This window comes from Burkholderia sp. AU33803 (genome assembly GCF_002223095.1).
Classification (GTDB): domain Bacteria; phylum Pseudomonadota; class Gammaproteobacteria; order Burkholderiales; family Burkholderiaceae; genus Burkholderia.
The window spans coordinates 1,519,975-1,535,192 of sequence record NZ_NKFJ01000006.1; the positions used below are offsets into that span (position 1 = coordinate 1,519,975).

The following is a 15,218-nucleotide window of genomic DNA, read 5'->3' on the forward strand; positions in this document are numbered from 1 at the left end:
GCGTGCGTGTTGCGCGCCGTCTTTTCGATTCCATTCGCCGACCCCATGCGCCCTGATCTCCCGTCCGCCCCCGCATCCTCCTCGCCGGCCAGTAGCCCGTTCGCGCGCGTGGCCATCGTCACGATCCTGACCGGCGTCGGCGCGGGCCTCGGCGGCATGCTGCTCGCACTGCTGCTGCATGCGATCCAGCATGTCGCGTACGGCTACAGCATCGCGCACGTGATCGGCACCGAGAGCTTCCTCACCGGCGTGACCGGCGCCGATCCGCTGCGCCGTCTCGCGGTGCTGGTCGTCTGCGGGATCGTCGCCGGCGGCGGCTGGTGGGCGTTGTACCGGTATGGCCGGCCGCTCGTCAGCATCCGCCGCGCGGTGCGTGCAGCCGATCCGCGGATGCCGTTCATCAGCACGACGGTTCACGCGCTGCTGCAGATCGTCACCGTCGCGCTCGGCTCGCCGCTCGGCCGCGAAGTCGCGCCGCGCGAGATCGGTTCGCTGCTTGCCGGGCGGCTTGCGCATGCCGCAGGGCTCACGCCCGACGACTGCCGGCTGATGGTCGCGTGCGGTGCCGGTGCGGGGCTCGCTGCCGTCTACAACGTGCCGCTCGGCGGCGCGATCTTCGTGCTCGAAGTGCTGCTCGGCACGTTCGAACGGCGTGCGCTGGTCGTGGCGGTCGCGACGTCGGCGATTGCAGCAGCCGTTGCGTGGATCGGCCTCGGCAACGAACACCAGTACACGGTGCCGCCGTTCGTGCTGAGCACGCCGCTGATGGCATGGTCGATCGTCTGCGGTCCGCTGTTCGGCCTTGCCGCGTACTGCTTCGTGCGGCTCACCACACGTGCCCGGGCGAACGCGCCGAAAGACGGGCGGTTGCCCGTGCTCGCGCTGATCAACTTCGCGATGATCGGCGTGCTCGCGATGGGGTTTCCGTCATTGCTCGGCAACGGCAAGGGCCCGGCGTCGCTGGGCTTCGACGGCACGTTGACGATCGGTCTCGCCGCTGTGCTGCTCGCGCTGAAGGTGCTGATCGAGGCCAGCAGCCTGCGGGCCGGTGCGGAAGGCGGCCTGCTGACACCGGGCCTCGCGAACGGTGCGCTGCTCGGCGTCGTGCTCGGCGGGCTGTGGAGCCTCGTGTGGCCGGGCGCGTCGATCGGCGGGTGCGCACTGATCGGCGCGACCGCGTTCCTCGCCGCGTCGATGCAGATGCCGATCACGGCGGTCGTGCTGCTGCTCGAATTCACGCGCGCGGATCACGACAGCCTCGTGCCGATGCTGCTTGCCGTGGCCGGCTCGCTCGTTGCGTACCGGTTCGCGCAGCGGCTGGTCGAGCGGCGGGCGAATCCGGTTGCAACCATGAGCACACCTGCGACCGCCGTGCGCTGACGCACACGCTTCCGTCCTTTTTAACGGCGGTGCCGATCGCACCGCCGGTCGCCGTTTTCCTCTCCCGTTTCCCCATCCGCGCCAGCACGCGATCGTAGCCGCGTGCTTCAAAGCGCGTCCGCCGGTTCTGTGCAAGAATCCGCGCGTTTCCGCGCCTCAACCAACAACGACACGCGCGGACGTCCCTATCAGGAAACGAGGAGCTCAAGTTGATTCAGCGCATTTCCCAATTCTTCACGCAGGTGGTCCACCGCGTGTTGCCCGACCCGTTGATTTTCGCGATCCTGCTGACGATCGTCACGTTCGCGCTCGCGTTCGGCCTCACGCCGAATACGCCCGTCCAGCTCACGACGATGTGGGGTTCGGGTTTCTGGAACCTGCTCGCGTTCTCGATGCAAATGGTAATGATCCTCGTCACCGGCCACGCACTCGCGAGTTCGCCGCCCGTGAAGCGCGTGCTCGTCGCGCTTGCGAGCACCGCGCGCACGCCGGGGCAGGGCGTGATGCTCGTTGCATTCGTCGGAGCGCTCGCATGCGCGATCAACTGGGGCTTCGGCCTCGTGCTCGGCGCGATGCTCGCACGCGAAGTGGCGCGCCGTGTCGCCGGCAGCGATTACCGGCTGCTCGTTGCGTCCGCCTACATGGGCTTCCTGAGCTGGCACGGCGGCTTGTCAGGCTCGGTCCCGCTCGTCGCGGCCACGAAGGGCAATCCGATGGAGAAAACCATCGGGCTGATTCCCGTGTCGGAGACGATCTTCACCGGCTACAACGCGTTCATCACGATCGGCCTGATCGTGATGCTGCCGTTCCTCGCGCGCATGATGATGCCGAAGCCGGGTGACGTCGTCAGCGTCGATCCGGCGCTGCTGGCCGAGCCGCCAAGCGTCGAGCGCCAACTCGGGCCCGACGCGACGTTTGCGGAACGGCTGGAGGAAAGCCGCCTGCTGTCGGTTTTCGTCGCAGCGCTGTGCGCGGCGTTCCTCGTGCTGAAGTTCGTGCAGAAGGGCTTCGCGCTCGATATCGACACCGTGAACCTCGCGTTCCTCGCAGCCGGCATCCTGCTGCACCGTACGCCGATGGCCTATGCGCGCGCGGTGGCCGGCGCGGCGCGCGGCGCATCGGGGATCATGATTCAGTTTCCGTTTTATGCGGGCATCCAGGCGCTGATGGATCACTCGGGGCTCGCGGGCGTGATCACGAAGTGGTTCGTCGATATCGCGAACGTGCACACGTTCCCGTTGCTCGCGTTCCTGAGCTCGGCCGTGATCAATTTCGCGGTGCCGTCCGGCGGCGGCCACTGGGTCGTGCAGGGCCCGTTCGTGATGCCGGCGGCCCAGGCGCTAGGCGCGGATCTCGGCAAGGCCGCGATGGCGATTGCGTACGGCGAGGCCTGGACCAACATGGCGCAGCCGTTCTGGGCGCTGCCCGCGCTGGCGATCGCCGGGCTCGGCGTGCGCGACATCATGGGGTATTGCGTGACGACGCTGCTGTTCTCGGGCGTCGTGTTCGTCGCGGGGATGTATCTGTTCTGACGGGGCGACGCGAGAGACGGGCGGCGTACACGTCCGCCTCTCGCGATCCCGAATCCGGCCTGCCGTCAGCCGTGCGACCGCGCGTCCGGCCGCTCGTGCCCGTGCCGCAACGCGAGGCTGGCGAACGCCGCGATGACGAGCGCGGCCGCCAGCAGCGTCAACCCGTTCTTCGCATTGCCGGTGGCCTGTTCGATCGCACCGACGACGGTCGGTCCGACGAAGCCGCCGAGCAACCCGCACGTATTCACCAGTCCGAGTCCGCCGGCCAGAGCGTTACCGGCGAGCCGCGACGCGGGAAACGTGAAGACGATCGACTGAACGACGAAGAACATGAATGCGGCCACGCACACGCACAGGAGCCCCGCGGCAGGCGACGCATGCGCGGCGCCGACCATCCCGGCCGCCATCACGACCAGCCCCGCACACAGCATCCGGCGCGAATGCCGCGACTCGCGCGCAAAGCGCGGCAGCGTGGCGGCGCCGCAGGCGGCGGCGAGCCAGGGCAGCGCGGTCAACATCCCGACCGCGAACGGCGAGAAGCGTCCCGATGCGCCGATGATGCCCGGCAGGAAGAAAATCACCGTGTAGATGGTCAACTGGTGGCAGAAGTACACGAAGATCGCGAGCCAGATCTGCGGATCGCGCAGCGCGGCGCCGAACGCATGGCCGCCGTGCGCGCCGGCGCCCGCATCCTGCTCGGCGGCCAGCGTGCGTTCGAGTGCGCGCCCGGTTTCCGGGGAGAGCCACGGCGCGGTGCTCGGACGATCCGGCAGCCGTGTCCACACGACGAATGCGAGCAGGATCGCCGGAATGCCTTCGACGACGAACAGCCATTGCCAGCCGTGGAAGCCGAGCGTGCCGTCGAGCTCGATCAGCGCGCCGGCCAGCGGCCCGCCGACGATGTTTGCGATGCACACGCCCAGCAGGAAATAGCCGGTTGCGCGCGCACGCTCCTCGCGGCCGAACCAGTACGTCAGGTACAGCATCGCGCCGGGAAACAGGCCGGCTTCGGCGGCCCCGAGCAGCAGGCGCATCACGTAGAACGACGTCTCGCCGCTGACGAATGCCATCGCGACCGACAGTGCACCCCACGTGATCATGATCCGCGTGATCCAGAAGCGCGCGCCGACGCGATGCATGATCAGGTTGCTCGGAATTTCGAAGAGCGCATAGGTCAGGAAGAACAGGCCCGCGCCGAGTCCGTACGCGGCCGACGAAATGCCGAGATCGACCCCCATCGAATGTTTGGCGAACGCAATGTTGGTGCGGTCGAGGAAGCTGATCACATACGCGGCGATCAGCAGCGGCAGGAGTTTACGGAACAGCAGCCGGTTCAGCGACGCGCTCGCGTCGCCGGCGGCGGAAGACAGGGCCTGGGCGTGATGAGTGGACATGCGGACGACTCCGGTAAGGGCGAACCGGCGCGCACGGCAAGCACGGTGCGCCGCGTTCGGCAGATGCCGCTGCGATGCATGCAGCGGATGGGCAGACGACGGAGCCGCGCCGGCAGCGCTCGAACGGAGCGGGGCGATGATGGGCGTCCTGGCGCCGGCCGGCTCGGGCCGGCGCCTTGTCACTGCGCTTGCGGATTCTGGTGTTGGGGCGTTACCCGGCGATCAGAAATTCACCGCGTCGCCGCCCTTGAGTGCGAGCATCGTGCGCGCCTCGGCCGGTGTCGCGATCTCGAGCGACAGGCCTTCAAGCACCTGTCGCATTTTCAGGACCTGCGCGGCGCTCGATTCCGCGAGCTTGCCCGGCGCGATCCACAGCGAATCCTCGAGCCCGACACGCACGTTCGCGCCTTGGGCCGCCCCGATCGTCGCCAGCGGAATCTGGTTGCGGCCGGCGCCGAGGATCGACCACACGTAATCGCTGCCGAACAGGCGGTCGGCCGTGCGGCGCATGTGCATCAGGTCTTCCGGGTGTGCGCCGATCCCGCCGAGCAGGCCGAACACGCTTTGCACGAAGAACGGCGGCTTCGCGAGCCCGCGGTCGACAAAATGCGCAAGGTTGTACAGGTGCGAGATGTCGTAGCACTCGAATTCGAAGCGCGTGCCGTTCGCCCCACAACGCGTGAGGATCGTTTCGATGTCGGCGAACGTGTTCTTGAACACGAGGTCGCGGCTCTTCTCGAGATGTTCGCGTTCCCACGGATGCCTCAGCTCGCGAAAGCGCTCGAGCATCGGGTACAGCCCGAAGTTCATCGAGCCCATGTTCAGCGATGCGACTTCGGGCTGGAAATGCAGGGCGGGCTGGAGGCGTTCGTCGACCGTCATGTGCGGGCTGCCGCCCGACGTGAGGTTGATCACCGCGTCGGTTTGCGCCTTGATGCGCGGCAGGAATTCGGCGAACACGGCCGGATCCTGGGTCGGCTTGCCGTCGGACGGATTGCGTGCGTGGAGATGCAGGATCGCTGCGCCGGCCTCGGCGGCCGCGACGGCGGCCGTTTCGATCTCGTGAGGCGTGACAGGCAGGTACGGCGACATCGACGGCGTATGGATCGCGCCGGTCGGCGCACAGGTGATGATGACTTTGCGAGCGTTGGCCACGGGTGGATTCCTTTCGGTGAACGATGCAGGGTGCGTCAGAGCACTTCGACGTTGCCGCAGACGGAGATCGCTTGGCCCGTGATGCCGTGCCCGCCCGGCGAGCACAGGAACAGCGCGGTCGCGGCGATCTCGGCCGGATCGGTCATGCGCCGCAGCGAGATCTTCTCGAGATAGCGCGCCTCCATTTCGTCGTAACCGATGCCGAGCTGCTGCGCACGTGCCTGGATCACGCGGCGCATCCGCGGGCCGCGCACGATGCCGGGTTGAATGGCGTTCACGCGAATGCCGAGCGGGCCGAGTTCGATCGCGAGGCTCTTCACGAGGCCGACCACGGCCCATTTGGTTGCCGCATACGGCGTGCGGAACGCGTAACCGAGCCGGCCTGCGACCGACGACAGCGCGATGATCGCGCCGCCGTGTTTCGCGTCGCGCAGCAACGGCACCGCGTGGCGCGCGAACTGGAATTGCGCGGTCAGGTTGATCGCGACGGTTTGTTCCCACTGCACCGGGTCGATTTCGTCGATGCCGCCGGTCGGACCGGCGATGCCGGCATTGTTGACGAGCACGTCAAGGCCGCCGAGCGTGGCCGATACGTCGGCGAACACGCGTTCGACGGCGGCCGGATCGGAGACGTCGGCCAGCGTCGCACCGATCGCGCCGGCTCCGGCGCGCGACGGCCGGTCGGCGAGCGCTGCAATCGCGGCTTGCGACGCGTCGCATACATGCACGTGTGCACCGCATTCGGCGAATGCGTCCGCGATTTCAAGACCGATGCCCGATGCGCCGCCCGTCACGAGGACGCGCAGGCCGTCATAGGGTTTCAGCAGGTCGGAAGCTGTCATGCCGGGTTGTCTCCATCGTTGATGTAGTCGGATCGCGGACGCTCGCGACCGGGCGCCCGCGGCAGGCGGCCGCTACGACTTCGCGTTCACGGTCCGCGGGGTCTGTTCCGCCCGCAGCGTCTCGGCGAGATCGTGTGCCGCGCCGCCGATGTCGAGCGCGATGCCTGCGCGCACGCCTGCGCCGTCGCGCCGTTCGAGCGCATCGACGATGGCGCGGTGCGCGTCCATCGAGCGCCGCATGTGCGGGATGTCGAGCGCGACCATGTTGAGGAAGGGGCCGACGCGCATCCACAGGTTCTCGACGATTGCGAGCGTGCTTTCGCTTGCACCGTGCGCATAGATCGCGCTGTGGAACGCGAAATTGCTTTGCAGGTAAGCGCGCGAGCGGCCTGCCTCGACGTGCGCCTGCATCGTCTCGCAGGTCTTGCGCACGGCCACGATCTGCGCGTCGCTCATGCGTCCGCAGGCACGTTCGGCGATGCAGCCTTCCAGTGCGATACGCACGTCGCGCAACTCGTCGAGCATGTCGAGCGTCATCGGCGGCACGACAAGCGCGCGATTCGGGCCGTCGACCAGCGCGCGCTCGGCGTGCAGCCGGGTGAGTGCGGCGCGCACGGGCATCGTCGACGAGCCGACCGCCTCGGCGACGCTGCGCAGGCTCAAAGCCTGGCCGGGCGCGAAACGGCCGCTCATCAGCGCTTCGCGCAGTTGCTGGTAGACCTTGTCGGCCATCGTTTCCTGTTCAACGGCTTTCAGTGCGGGCGTGACGATACGAGGCGCCAAGAAGAGTTCTCCGAGGTTTTATCTGTGATGTGTGATCACACTTGCAATGTGCGAAGTGTTGACGATCGAAGGCATCGAGTCAAGTCGAACGGGATCGGGGAAAACGCGGGGGAGGAGGTGTGAAGCGGCTGTCAGGCCGATGGCAGGACGCACCATCCTTACAACTTACTTTCGTATCAGGCATGATGACGTGCTGGTTCGAGGGGCTCGCGGGAATTCGGGAATGTTGGTCAGTTGCGATTCTCCGATGCGCCCTCCAGCTGAATCCATTTAAACGACAAGGGGCTAAAGTGAACCGACCGTCATTTGCCGTCGCATGGGCGGCATCTCAGCGAATTTTCGATCCGGCGAACACCGGTGCGCGCGTTGCGAAAGTCATTGGCGGATATGTCGAGAAGAACGTCAACAATCCAAGTCCGACAGAGCGATGGAGCAATACGTGCGCGGTGAGGATGAGTTATATCCTCGGCGAAGCCGGTATGGTGATGCCGCGGATCCCCGGGCAAACGGTATCGGGAGGAGACAATCGGCAATACTTCTTTCGTGTCCGGGACTTGATTCGTTTTCTCGAGCAACGGTGGGGGAAGGCAGACGGTGTCAAGTATCCGCCGTCAAACGGCGGGCCACTGGCGGGGCGACAAGGTGTCATCCTGTTCGAGGTGTCGGGATGGAGTGACGCGCAGGGCCACGCCACGCTGTTCAATGGACGGACGTGTTACGACCATTGCTATTTCAACGAGCCGGGCGCGCGGTATCGTACCGATCGCGCAAATTTCTGGAGTCTGTCATGAGGAGAGCCTGGATCGCCGCCGTGTTGACGTGCGTCGCACTTCAACCTGCGATGGTGTCGGCGAACGATGCAGCGCAAGCATCGCCCGAAGCCGGCTCAAGGACCAACCTCCAGAACTTCAAGGACATGGTGCTCGCGGAGTGCCTGGCTACCGCGTACAAGCAGGAGCCAGGCGTGGGCAAGGATATCGGCAGCAGCACCAGCGCGTTGCGCGACTGGACCTACTACGACATGGAGCGTGCACCGGATGCCATTCACGCGCTGGTGGCGAAGTATCTTGGTCGCGACTACCGGAATCCGGTTGTCGAACCGGAAGTCCGGGACGTGAAATTCGACTTCCTGAAGTGCGTCGACCTGTACCACGGCAAGGAACTGGATATCGCCGCGAAGCAGCTCGTGTTCCGCCCCAACCGGACTTATCGGAGCGAGACTTCGCGGAAGTTGCGGTAGCAATCAGATGCCGTCGCGCAATGCAATGATGCACCGTCTGCCATTCCACGCGTACTACTCGAGCGTCCGGATCGAATTGCTGATGCCGCGCGCGCAGTCGATCACGGCCGGCGCGAGCTTGCGGCGCGCGTCGTCGAACGTCCAGCGGCTCGTCGGCGCCACCACGTGCACGGCCGCCACCGGCTGTCCCTGGCTGCCGAGCACGGGCGCGGCAATCGACATGTCGCCGATGAACAATTCCTCCTGGTTGGTGGCATAGCCTTCGAGCCGCGCGCTGTCGAGCAGTGCGACGAGTTCGTCGAGCGCCGTGATCGTGCGCGGCGTGTGCAGCGGACGCGCCATGCCGTCGAGACGCGCGCGCGCGTCGCCGGGCGGCAGCGCGCTCAGGAATGCACGGCCGGAACCGGTGCAATACATCGGGATGCGGCTGCCGATCGGCATATGGATCGGCACGAACTTCGTCGACACGAAACGCGCGACGTACACCATTTCGTCCTCGTCCGGCTCGGTGAGGTTGGTGGTTTCGCCGGTCAGGTTCGTGAGTTCGGACAGGAATGGATTGGCCACGTCGATCAGCGTATCGGCCGCGAGATAGTTGAAGCCGATCCGCATCACGTGCGGCGTGAGCTGATAGCGCCGCGTAACCGGATGCTTGCGGATGTAACCGAGCTTCTCGAGCGTATAGACCATCCGCTGCGCCGAGCTTTTCGTCATGCCGGCCGCGTCGGCCACTTCCGCCAGCGTCATCGTGCGCCGCTTCGCGCTGAACGCGCGCAACACGTTCAGCCCTTTCTCCAGCGACTGGTTGAACAGCAGGTCGATTGACTGATCGGGCGACGTTTCCATGGGCAAGGGGCCGAATCGATTCGATATCGCATCATAGCGTATCGCATATCGATACACAAAAATCTTTTTGCGATATTTTTGATTCGTTTTAAGATCGGGTCATCGTCGCAGTGTCGATCCGCGACCGGCCGGCGCACCGAAGTATCTGAGAAGGAGACACCATGGTTTCGTTCATCAAGCGGTTCGGCGCACTGGCCGCCGGTTTCGCCACCTGCATCGCGCTCTCCACGGCATCGGCCGGCGCCAGCGCGGCCGAGCCCACGCTGAGGGTCGGCGCGACGGCCACCGGCGTGCCGTTCACGTTTCTCGACGTCAAGAGCAATTCGATCCAGGGGATGATGGTCGATGCGATCACCGCGGCCGGGAAGTCGGCCGGGTTTCGCGTCGACGTGCAGCAGACCGTGTTCTCGGCGCTGATCCCGTCGCTCACCACGCAGAAAATCGACATCATCTCGGCCGCGATGCTGAAAACGCCGGCGCGCCAGCAGGTCGTCGATTTCTCCGACACGGTCTATACGTTCGGCGAAGGCCTGATCGTGAAGGCGGACGACCCGGGCCGCTATACGTCGATGGACGACTTCAAGGGGCAGGTGGTCGGCGCGCAGGTCGGTACGGCGTTCGTCGACGCACTCAACAAGAAGGGCATCTTCAAGGAAGTCCGCACCTACGATTCGATCGCCGACATCATGCGCGACGTCGCGCTCGGCCGCATCAAGGCCGGCTTCGCCGACCAGCCGATCGTCGCGTATCAGATCGAACACGGCGTCAACCGCCAGGTCCGGCTCGTGCCCGAATACCAGAGCGTCGTGAAGGGGCAGGTCTGCTTCATCGTGCGCAAGGGCGACACGGCGACGCTTGAGCAGCTCAACGGCGCGATCCGGAAAATGAAGGGCGACGGCACGCTGCAGCAGATCCTGCAGAAGTGGCACATGAGCTGAGCGCGCGCCCGGTATTCCCGAGCGGTATCGCCCGCGCATCGCGGGCATCCACCGCGACGTGCCGCCGGGCCGTCGCATAGGAGACCTCATGTTTTTTCAGAACGCGATCGATTTCCTGCCGATCCTGCTGAAGGGGGCGGTGGTCACGATCGAGATCACGGCATGCGCGTTCGTGCTCAGCTCGGTGCTCGGGCTGATCCTCGCGTTGCTGAAGGTGTCGCCCAACCGGGCCGTGTCGACGGCGGGGAGCACGATCGTCAACGTGATCCGCGGCCTGCCAATCATCGTGCAGCTGTTCTATATGTACTTCGTGTTGCCCGATCTCGGCATCCAGCTGTCGGCATTCCAGGCCGGGGTGCTCGGTCTCGGCATCGCGTATTCGGCCTACCAGGCGGAAAACTTCCGCGCGGGCATCGAGGCGATCGACCGTGGCCAGATCGAAGCCGCGCACGCGATCGGCATGCGCGGGCCGATGATCATGCGGCGCGTGGTGCTGCCGCAGGCGTTCCGCATCGCGCTGCCGCCCTACGGCAACACGCTGGTGATGCTGCTGAAGGATTCTTCGGTCGCGTCGACGATCACCGTCGCGGAGATCACGCGCGCCGGACAGCTGATCGCGTCGTCGACGTTCCAGAACATGAGCGTCTATACGCTCGTCGCGTTGCTGTATCTCGCGCTCGGCCTGCCGCTGATGTTCGGCGTGAACCGGCTCGGCAAGCGGCTCTCGCTGAGGAGAGGCGCATGATCCGGATCGATGCGATACACAAGCGCTTTCAGCAACACGCCGTGCTGAAAGGCGTCAGCCTCGACGTGCAGCAAGGTGAGGTCGTGTGCCTGATCGGGCCGTCCGGCTCGGGCAAGTCGACCGTGCTGCGCTGTATCAACGGCTTCGAGACTTACGACGAAGGATCGATCACGATCGACGGCGTGAAGGTCGACGCGCATTCGAAACGGATCCACGAGTTGCGGATGCGGGTCGGCATGGTGTTCCAGCGCTTCAACCTGTTCTCGCATCGCACGGCGCTCGAGAACGTGATGGAAGGGCCGGTCCACGTGCGGCGCACGCCGGCCGCGCAAGCGCGCGAGCAGGCCCGCGCGCTGCTCGACAAGGTCGGGCTCGCGCACCGGATGAATGCGTACCCGTCCGAGCTGTCGGGCGGCCAGCAGCAGCGCGTCGCGATCGCACGCGCGCTCGCGATGGAGCCGCAGGCGATCCTGTTCGACGAACCGACGTCGGCGCTCGACCCCGAACTCGTCGGCGAAGTGCTCGGCGTGATGCGCGGCCTCGCGCGCGACGGCATGACCATGGTAGTCGTCACCCACGAAATGGCATTCGCGCGCGAAGTGGCCGATCGTGTGTGTTTCCTGCACGACGGCACCATCTGCGAAAGCGGATCCGCGCGCGACGTACTCACGCAGCCGAAGCATCCCCGCACGCAGGAATTCCTGCGTCGACTGCTGGCGTCGGACGACGCCCCCAACCCGGATCGAACATGAGTGCAAGGAACGCGGCACCCGGATGGCCCGACGCCCAGTGGCCGGATTCGCTGTGGGCGGCGACCGCCGCGCCGGCGCCCGATACACCCGCGCTCGACGCTTCCGCGTCGTGCGACGTGGCGATCGTCGGTGCCGGCTTTACGGGCCTGTCGACTGCGCTTCACCTGGCCGAACGCCGCGTGAACGTGCGCGTGATCGACGGCGCGCAGCCGGGCTGGGGCGCGTCCGGCCGCAACGGCGGGCAAGTGATCCCCGGCCTGAAATACGACCCCGACGAATTGATCCGCCGGTTCGGCGACGAAGCCGGCGAGCAACTTGCCGCCGTGGTCGGCGGTGCGGCCGACACGGTATTCGACCTGATCGCGCGGCACGCGATCGACTGCGATGCGCGACGCCACGGCTGGATCCAGCCGGCGCCGACTGCCGCGATGCTCGACACGGTCGCCCGGCGTGCGCAGCAATGGGCCGCGCGCGGCGCACCGGTCGATCTGCTCGGTCGCGACGAGGTCGCGCGCCGGCTCGGCACGCATGCGTACGCGGGCGGCTGGATCGATCGCCGCGCGGGCAGCGTGCAGCCGCTCAGCTATACGCGCGGCCTCGTGCGCGCCGCGCAGGCGAGCGGGGCGGTCGTGCACGGGCTGACGCGCGCCGTCGGGCTGACGCGTGCCGACGGCCGCTGGCAGGTCGCGACGGCTGGCGGTGCGACGGTATCGGCGGACCGCGTCGTGATCGCGACCAACGGGTACACGGACGGGCTGTGGCCGGGCTTGCGCCAGTCGGTGATCGCCGCGAACAGCTTCATCGTCGCGACGCAACCGCTCGCGCCGGAACTCGGTCGCGATATCCTCGCCGGCGGCGAGGTCGCATCGGATGCGCGGCGCCTGCTGCTGTACTTCCGGCGCGATGCTGCGGGACGCCTGCTGATGGGCGGCCGCGGCCCGTTCGCGGAACCGCGTGCGACGAGCGACTGGCGACATCTCGAACGTGCGACGACGCTGCTGTATCCGCAACTGAAGGGTGTCCGGTTCGAGTACCGCTGGGCCGGGCGCGTCGCGATCACCGCGGATTTCATGCCGCACGTGCACGAGCCCGTGCCGGGCGTGACGATCGCGCTCGGCTACAACGGGCGCGGCATCGCGATGGCGACGACGCTCGGCAAGCATCTGGCCGCGCACCTGTCGGGCGATGCGCAACTGCCGCTGCCGTTCCGGCGCACGCCGATCCGGCCCATTCCGTTTCACGGGCTGCAGCGCTTCTACATCGCGGCCGGCGTGGCCTGGTATCGGCTGCTCGACAGCCTGTCGTGATGCAGGCGAGACGTCGAGTCGCCACCCGCCGGCGGATCAGGCAGAATCGGCTCCCCCCGTTTCTATCGAAGGAGTCCGCATGACCGATCCGAACGAACCACCCGGCCGCCGCGCTTACGCGAGCTTCGCGCAACGCTACGCCGACATCGCGCCGACGAAGGCGCACAACGCGCTCTACGAACGTCCGGCGACGATGGCGCTGCTCGGCGACGTCGACGGCCTGACGGTGCTCGACGCCGGCTGCGGGCCGGGCATCTGCAGCGAACACCTCGCACGCCAGGGCGCGACGGTGCATGCGTTCGACGTCACGCCGGAGATGGTCGCGCTGGCGAGAACGCGCTGCGAGGGCCTCGCGGTCGACATCGTGGAGGGCGATCTGGAGGGGCCGCTCACGTGGTTGCCCGACGAAGCGTTCGACAAGATCGTCTGTTCGCTCGCATTCGACTACGTGCGCGACCTTGCGTCGACGCTGCGTGAATTCCGGCGTGTCGCACGGCCGGGCGCCACGCTCGTGTTTTCGATGGCCCATCCGATGCGCGACTGGATGGACGAACGCACGCGCGGCGAGGGCACCTATTTCGATACGTCCCGCTTCGGCTGTCACTGGTCGGGTTTCGGCGAACCGAAACCCTATGTCGAAGCGTGGCGGCGGCCGCTTGCCGACATCCTGAACGCCGTGGCCGACAGCGGCTGGCGGCTCGACCGGTTCGTCGAGCCGAAGCCGCTGCCGGAGATGAAGGCCGCATCGGAGCGGCTTCATGCGGAGCTGTCGCTGGCCCCGGCGTTCCTCTGCATCCGCGCGCGCCGCTGACACGACGCGCGCGGCGGTCATCCCGCACTCAATGCCGCACCGGCTCGTCGTTCAGCGTACCCAGGAATGCTTCGATATCCTTGATGTCCTGCGCCGTCATCGCGGGCTGGTCGCCCGGCTTGCGATCGAACGGCGCATCGGTCACGTCGACGTTCGCGCGATACTTCGGCGGGATGTCGTCGTATTCGTCGACCTTGCCGTCCGCGCCGCGCGAATAGAACTTCTGCGGCGAGATGCTGCGTTCGTTGTAGAACGCCATCACCTGGTCGAGCGTGTGGAATACGCCGTTGTGGAAGAACACGTGGCGTGTCGCCGAATTGCGCAGCGTCGGCGTCAGGAACATCCCGCAATACTGCGTCTGGTCCTTCAGGTCGTCGCGGAACGGCCCGCACACGCCGAGATCGTAGAACGCCGGGTTGCGGTTCTGCGCCAGCTCCTTGTTGCGCGGCGCGCCGAGCGCCTCGTACTGGTAGTCGGTCAACATCGGCGGCAGCCCGTCCTTGCCGGGTTTCGACAGATGGCAGCCCGCGCAATTCGCCTTGTCCGGATCGTTGAACAGGCGCAGCCCGCGCAGTTCGGCCTGCGTGAAGCGCGCACGGCCTTCGAGCCAGCGGTCGTACTTGCTGTTGTACGGATGGAACGACGGATCTTCCACCTGGTAGCGCGCGATCGCGAACATCGCCTCCGACACCGCGAGCTGCGGGCTGTCGAACACGCGCCGGCCGAACAGTTGCTCGAGCTGCGCGCGGTGCGACGACTGCTTGAGCTTGCGCGCGACGTCGTCGACGCTCGCGTTCGCCATCTCGACCGGATTCAGCAGCGGGCCGAACGCCTGTTGCTGAAGCGTATCGGCGCGGCCATCCCAGAACAACCCGCCCTGCGGCACGAGTTGCGGCGCGGCCGACGTGCCGGCCACCTTCTGCGCCTTGACGACGCCGGCCGCGGATGCAGCCTGCTGCGCGACGCTCGGCGCGGCGTCGTTTTCACCGGCATCGGGGCCGATGCTGAAGTTCGGCTGACGGTACAGGTACATCAGCGACGGCGGCGGGCGATAGCCCTGCTGCGTCATCGCGAGGCCGCCCGGCTGCACGTCTAGCGCATTCGGCGGACCGTACGCATGATCCGGGCTGTGGCACGACGCGCACGACTGCTTGCCCGACGCGGACAGCGACGGATCGGCGAACAGCGCGCGGCCGAGCTGCGCGACCGCCGACAGCGGTTGCGCGACGGGCCGCTGCAGCACGACCGGATGCGGGTTCGCGCCCGTCCAGTCGGCGACGACGGTGCCGATCGCCGCGGGCACCTGCGCGGGAAACGCGATCGCGAACGCGCCGTAGCCGAGCACGGCGGCGCCGATCACGAACGCCGCGCGGCGCAGCAGGCGGGAAGGGGCACGCGGCGCGGGTGTACCGGCGGCATCGGGAGACGGAAACGCGGGGCGAGCTGTCATGCTGTCGGTCGAAAAACGGGCGTCGCACGAAGCGACGCGTTGA

General features: G+C 66.8%; 15 protein-coding genes. 9 read left to right on the plus strand and 6 right to left on the minus strand.

Annotated features, from left to right (window positions below):
* The first annotated feature begins 45 nt into the window (after positions 1-45).
* Together CFB41_RS24075 and CFB41_RS24080 are read left to right on the plus strand one after the other, a co-directional pair.
* A complete protein-coding gene (locus CFB41_RS24075) occupies positions 46-1,380 on the plus strand; it encodes a chloride channel protein (protein WP_089458147.1) in 1,335 nt (444 codons plus the stop codon).
* A 209-nt stretch (positions 1,381-1,589) separates the two neighbouring features.
* Positions 1,590-2,912 (plus strand): TIGR00366 family protein, encoded by a 1,323-nt coding sequence (locus CFB41_RS24080; protein WP_089458148.1) that lies wholly within the window; start codon positions 1,590-1,592, stop codon positions 2,910-2,912.
* A gap of 65 nt (positions 2,913-2,977) precedes the next feature.
* Here the strand turns inward: CFB41_RS24080 and CFB41_RS24085 are convergent, their stop codons facing one another.
* The 4 genes from CFB41_RS24085 to CFB41_RS24100 all read right to left on the minus strand — a co-directional run bounded on the left by CFB41_RS24085 (position 2,978) and on the right by CFB41_RS24100 (position 7,086).
* Positions 2,978-4,306 (minus strand): MFS transporter, encoded by a 1,329-nt coding sequence (locus CFB41_RS24085; protein ID WP_089458149.1) that lies wholly within the window; start codon positions 4,304-4,306, stop codon positions 2,978-2,980.
* Positions 4,307-4,528: 222 nt separating this feature from the next.
* Positions 4,529-5,461 (minus strand): 3-keto-5-aminohexanoate cleavage protein, encoded by a 933-nt coding sequence (locus CFB41_RS24090; RefSeq protein ID WP_089458150.1) that lies wholly within the window; start codon positions 5,459-5,461, stop codon positions 4,529-4,531.
* Positions 5,462-5,496: 35 nt separating this feature from the next.
* The gene (locus tag CFB41_RS24095; RefSeq protein ID WP_089458151.1) at positions 5,497-6,303 is read right to left on the minus strand and encodes an SDR family oxidoreductase; all 807 of its coding nucleotides are present in this window, start codon (positions 6,301-6,303) and stop codon (positions 5,497-5,499) included.
* A 72-nt stretch (positions 6,304-6,375) separates the two neighbouring features.
* Positions 6,376-7,086, minus strand: coding sequence for a GntR family transcriptional regulator (locus tag CFB41_RS24100; protein ID WP_089458152.1), 711 nt, complete (start codon positions 7,084-7,086; stop codon positions 6,376-6,378).
* A 290-nt stretch (positions 7,087-7,376) separates the two neighbouring features.
* Here CFB41_RS24100 and CFB41_RS24105 point away from each other — a divergent pair, with 290 nt between their 5' ends.
* On the plus strand, positions 7,377-7,877 hold the full coding sequence (locus CFB41_RS24105) for a type VI secretion system amidase effector protein Tae4 (RefSeq protein WP_089458153.1): 501 nt from the start codon (positions 7,377-7,379) through the stop codon (positions 7,875-7,877).
* The gene (locus tag CFB41_RS24110) at positions 7,874-8,326 is read left to right on the plus strand and encodes a type VI secretion system amidase immunity protein Tai4 (protein ID WP_089458154.1); all 453 of its coding nucleotides are present in this window, start codon (positions 7,874-7,876) and stop codon (positions 8,324-8,326) included. Before CFB41_RS24105 ends, CFB41_RS24110 begins: the two co-directional genes overlap by 4 nt.
* 54 nt (positions 8,327-8,380) lie before the next feature.
* Here the strand turns inward: CFB41_RS24110 and CFB41_RS24115 are convergent, their stop codons facing one another.
* On the minus strand, positions 8,381-9,172 hold the full coding sequence (locus CFB41_RS24115; protein WP_089458155.1) for an IclR family transcriptional regulator: 792 nt from the start codon (positions 9,170-9,172) through the stop codon (positions 8,381-8,383).
* A 161-nt stretch (positions 9,173-9,333) separates the two neighbouring features.
* Here CFB41_RS24115 and CFB41_RS24120 point away from each other — a divergent pair, with 161 nt between their 5' ends.
* The 5 genes from CFB41_RS24120 to CFB41_RS24140 all read left to right on the plus strand — a co-directional run bounded on the left by CFB41_RS24120 (position 9,334) and on the right by CFB41_RS24140 (position 13,725).
* Complete coding sequence (locus CFB41_RS24120) at positions 9,334-10,110, plus strand: ABC transporter substrate-binding protein (RefSeq protein WP_089442532.1); 777 nt, start codon at positions 9,334-9,336, stop codon at positions 10,108-10,110.
* 88 nt (positions 10,111-10,198) lie between these two features.
* Positions 10,199-10,855: an amino acid ABC transporter permease gene (locus tag CFB41_RS24125; RefSeq protein ID WP_089458156.1), complete on the plus strand. Its 657-nt coding sequence runs from the start codon at positions 10,199-10,201 to the stop codon at positions 10,853-10,855.
* Positions 10,852-11,607, plus strand: coding sequence for an amino acid ABC transporter ATP-binding protein (locus CFB41_RS24130; protein ID WP_089458157.1), 756 nt, complete (start codon positions 10,852-10,854; stop codon positions 11,605-11,607). The genes CFB41_RS24125 and CFB41_RS24130 overlap by 4 nt, the downstream gene beginning before the upstream one ends.
* Positions 11,604-12,914 (plus strand): FAD-binding oxidoreductase, encoded by a 1,311-nt coding sequence (locus tag CFB41_RS24135; RefSeq protein ID WP_089458158.1) that lies wholly within the window; start codon positions 11,604-11,606, stop codon positions 12,912-12,914. The genes CFB41_RS24130 and CFB41_RS24135 overlap by 4 nt, the downstream gene beginning before the upstream one ends.
* Before the next feature lie 79 nt (positions 12,915-12,993).
* Positions 12,994-13,725 carry a class I SAM-dependent methyltransferase gene (locus CFB41_RS24140; RefSeq protein ID WP_089458159.1) on the plus strand — a complete coding sequence of 244 codons (732 nt, stop codon included), beginning with the start codon at positions 12,994-12,996 and terminating at the stop codon, positions 13,723-13,725.
* A gap of 28 nt (positions 13,726-13,753) precedes the next feature.
* On the opposite strand, the gene CFB41_RS24145 is transcribed toward CFB41_RS24140, so the two are convergent.
* Positions 13,754-15,175 carry a cytochrome-c peroxidase gene (locus CFB41_RS24145; protein WP_089458160.1) on the minus strand — a complete coding sequence of 474 codons (1,422 nt, stop codon included), beginning with the start codon at positions 15,173-15,175 and terminating at the stop codon, positions 13,754-13,756.
* Positions 15,176-15,218 lie beyond the last annotated feature (43 nt).

Excerpts from the sequence above, each read along its gene's own strand:
- CFB41_RS24115 (WP_089458155.1), bottom strand. The coding sequence starts at position 9,172 with ATGGAAACGTCGCCCGATCAGTCAATCGACCTGCTGTTCAACCAGTCG.
- CFB41_RS24110 (WP_089458154.1), top strand. The coding sequence starts at position 7,874 with ATGAGGAGAGCCTGGATCGCCGCCGTGTTGACGTGCGTCGCACTTCAA.
- CFB41_RS24130 (WP_089458157.1), top strand. The coding sequence starts at position 10,852 with ATGATCCGGATCGATGCGATACACAAGCGCTTTCAGCAACACGCCGTG.
- CFB41_RS24075 (WP_089458147.1), top strand. The coding sequence starts at position 46 with ATGCGCCCTGATCTCCCGTCCGCCCCCGCATCCTCCTCGCCGGCCAGT.
- CFB41_RS24125 (WP_089458156.1), top strand. The coding sequence starts at position 10,199 with ATGTTTTTTCAGAACGCGATCGATTTCCTGCCGATCCTGCTGAAGGGG.
- CFB41_RS24120 (WP_089442532.1), top strand. The coding sequence starts at position 9,334 with ATGGTTTCGTTCATCAAGCGGTTCGGCGCACTGGCCGCCGGTTTCGCC.
- CFB41_RS24140 (WP_089458159.1), top strand. The coding sequence starts at position 12,994 with ATGACCGATCCGAACGAACCACCCGGCCGCCGCGCTTACGCGAGCTTC.
- CFB41_RS24135 (WP_089458158.1), top strand. The coding sequence starts at position 11,604 with ATGAGTGCAAGGAACGCGGCACCCGGATGGCCCGACGCCCAGTGGCCG.
- CFB41_RS24095 (WP_089458151.1), bottom strand. The coding sequence starts at position 6,303 with ATGACAGCTTCCGACCTGCTGAAACCCTATGACGGCCTGCGCGTCCTC.
- CFB41_RS24145 (WP_089458160.1), bottom strand. The coding sequence starts at position 15,175 with ATGACAGCTCGCCCCGCGTTTCCGTCTCCCGATGCCGCCGGTACACCC.
- CFB41_RS24085 (WP_089458149.1), bottom strand. The coding sequence starts at position 4,306 with ATGTCCACTCATCACGCCCAGGCCCTGTCTTCCGCCGCCGGCGACGCG.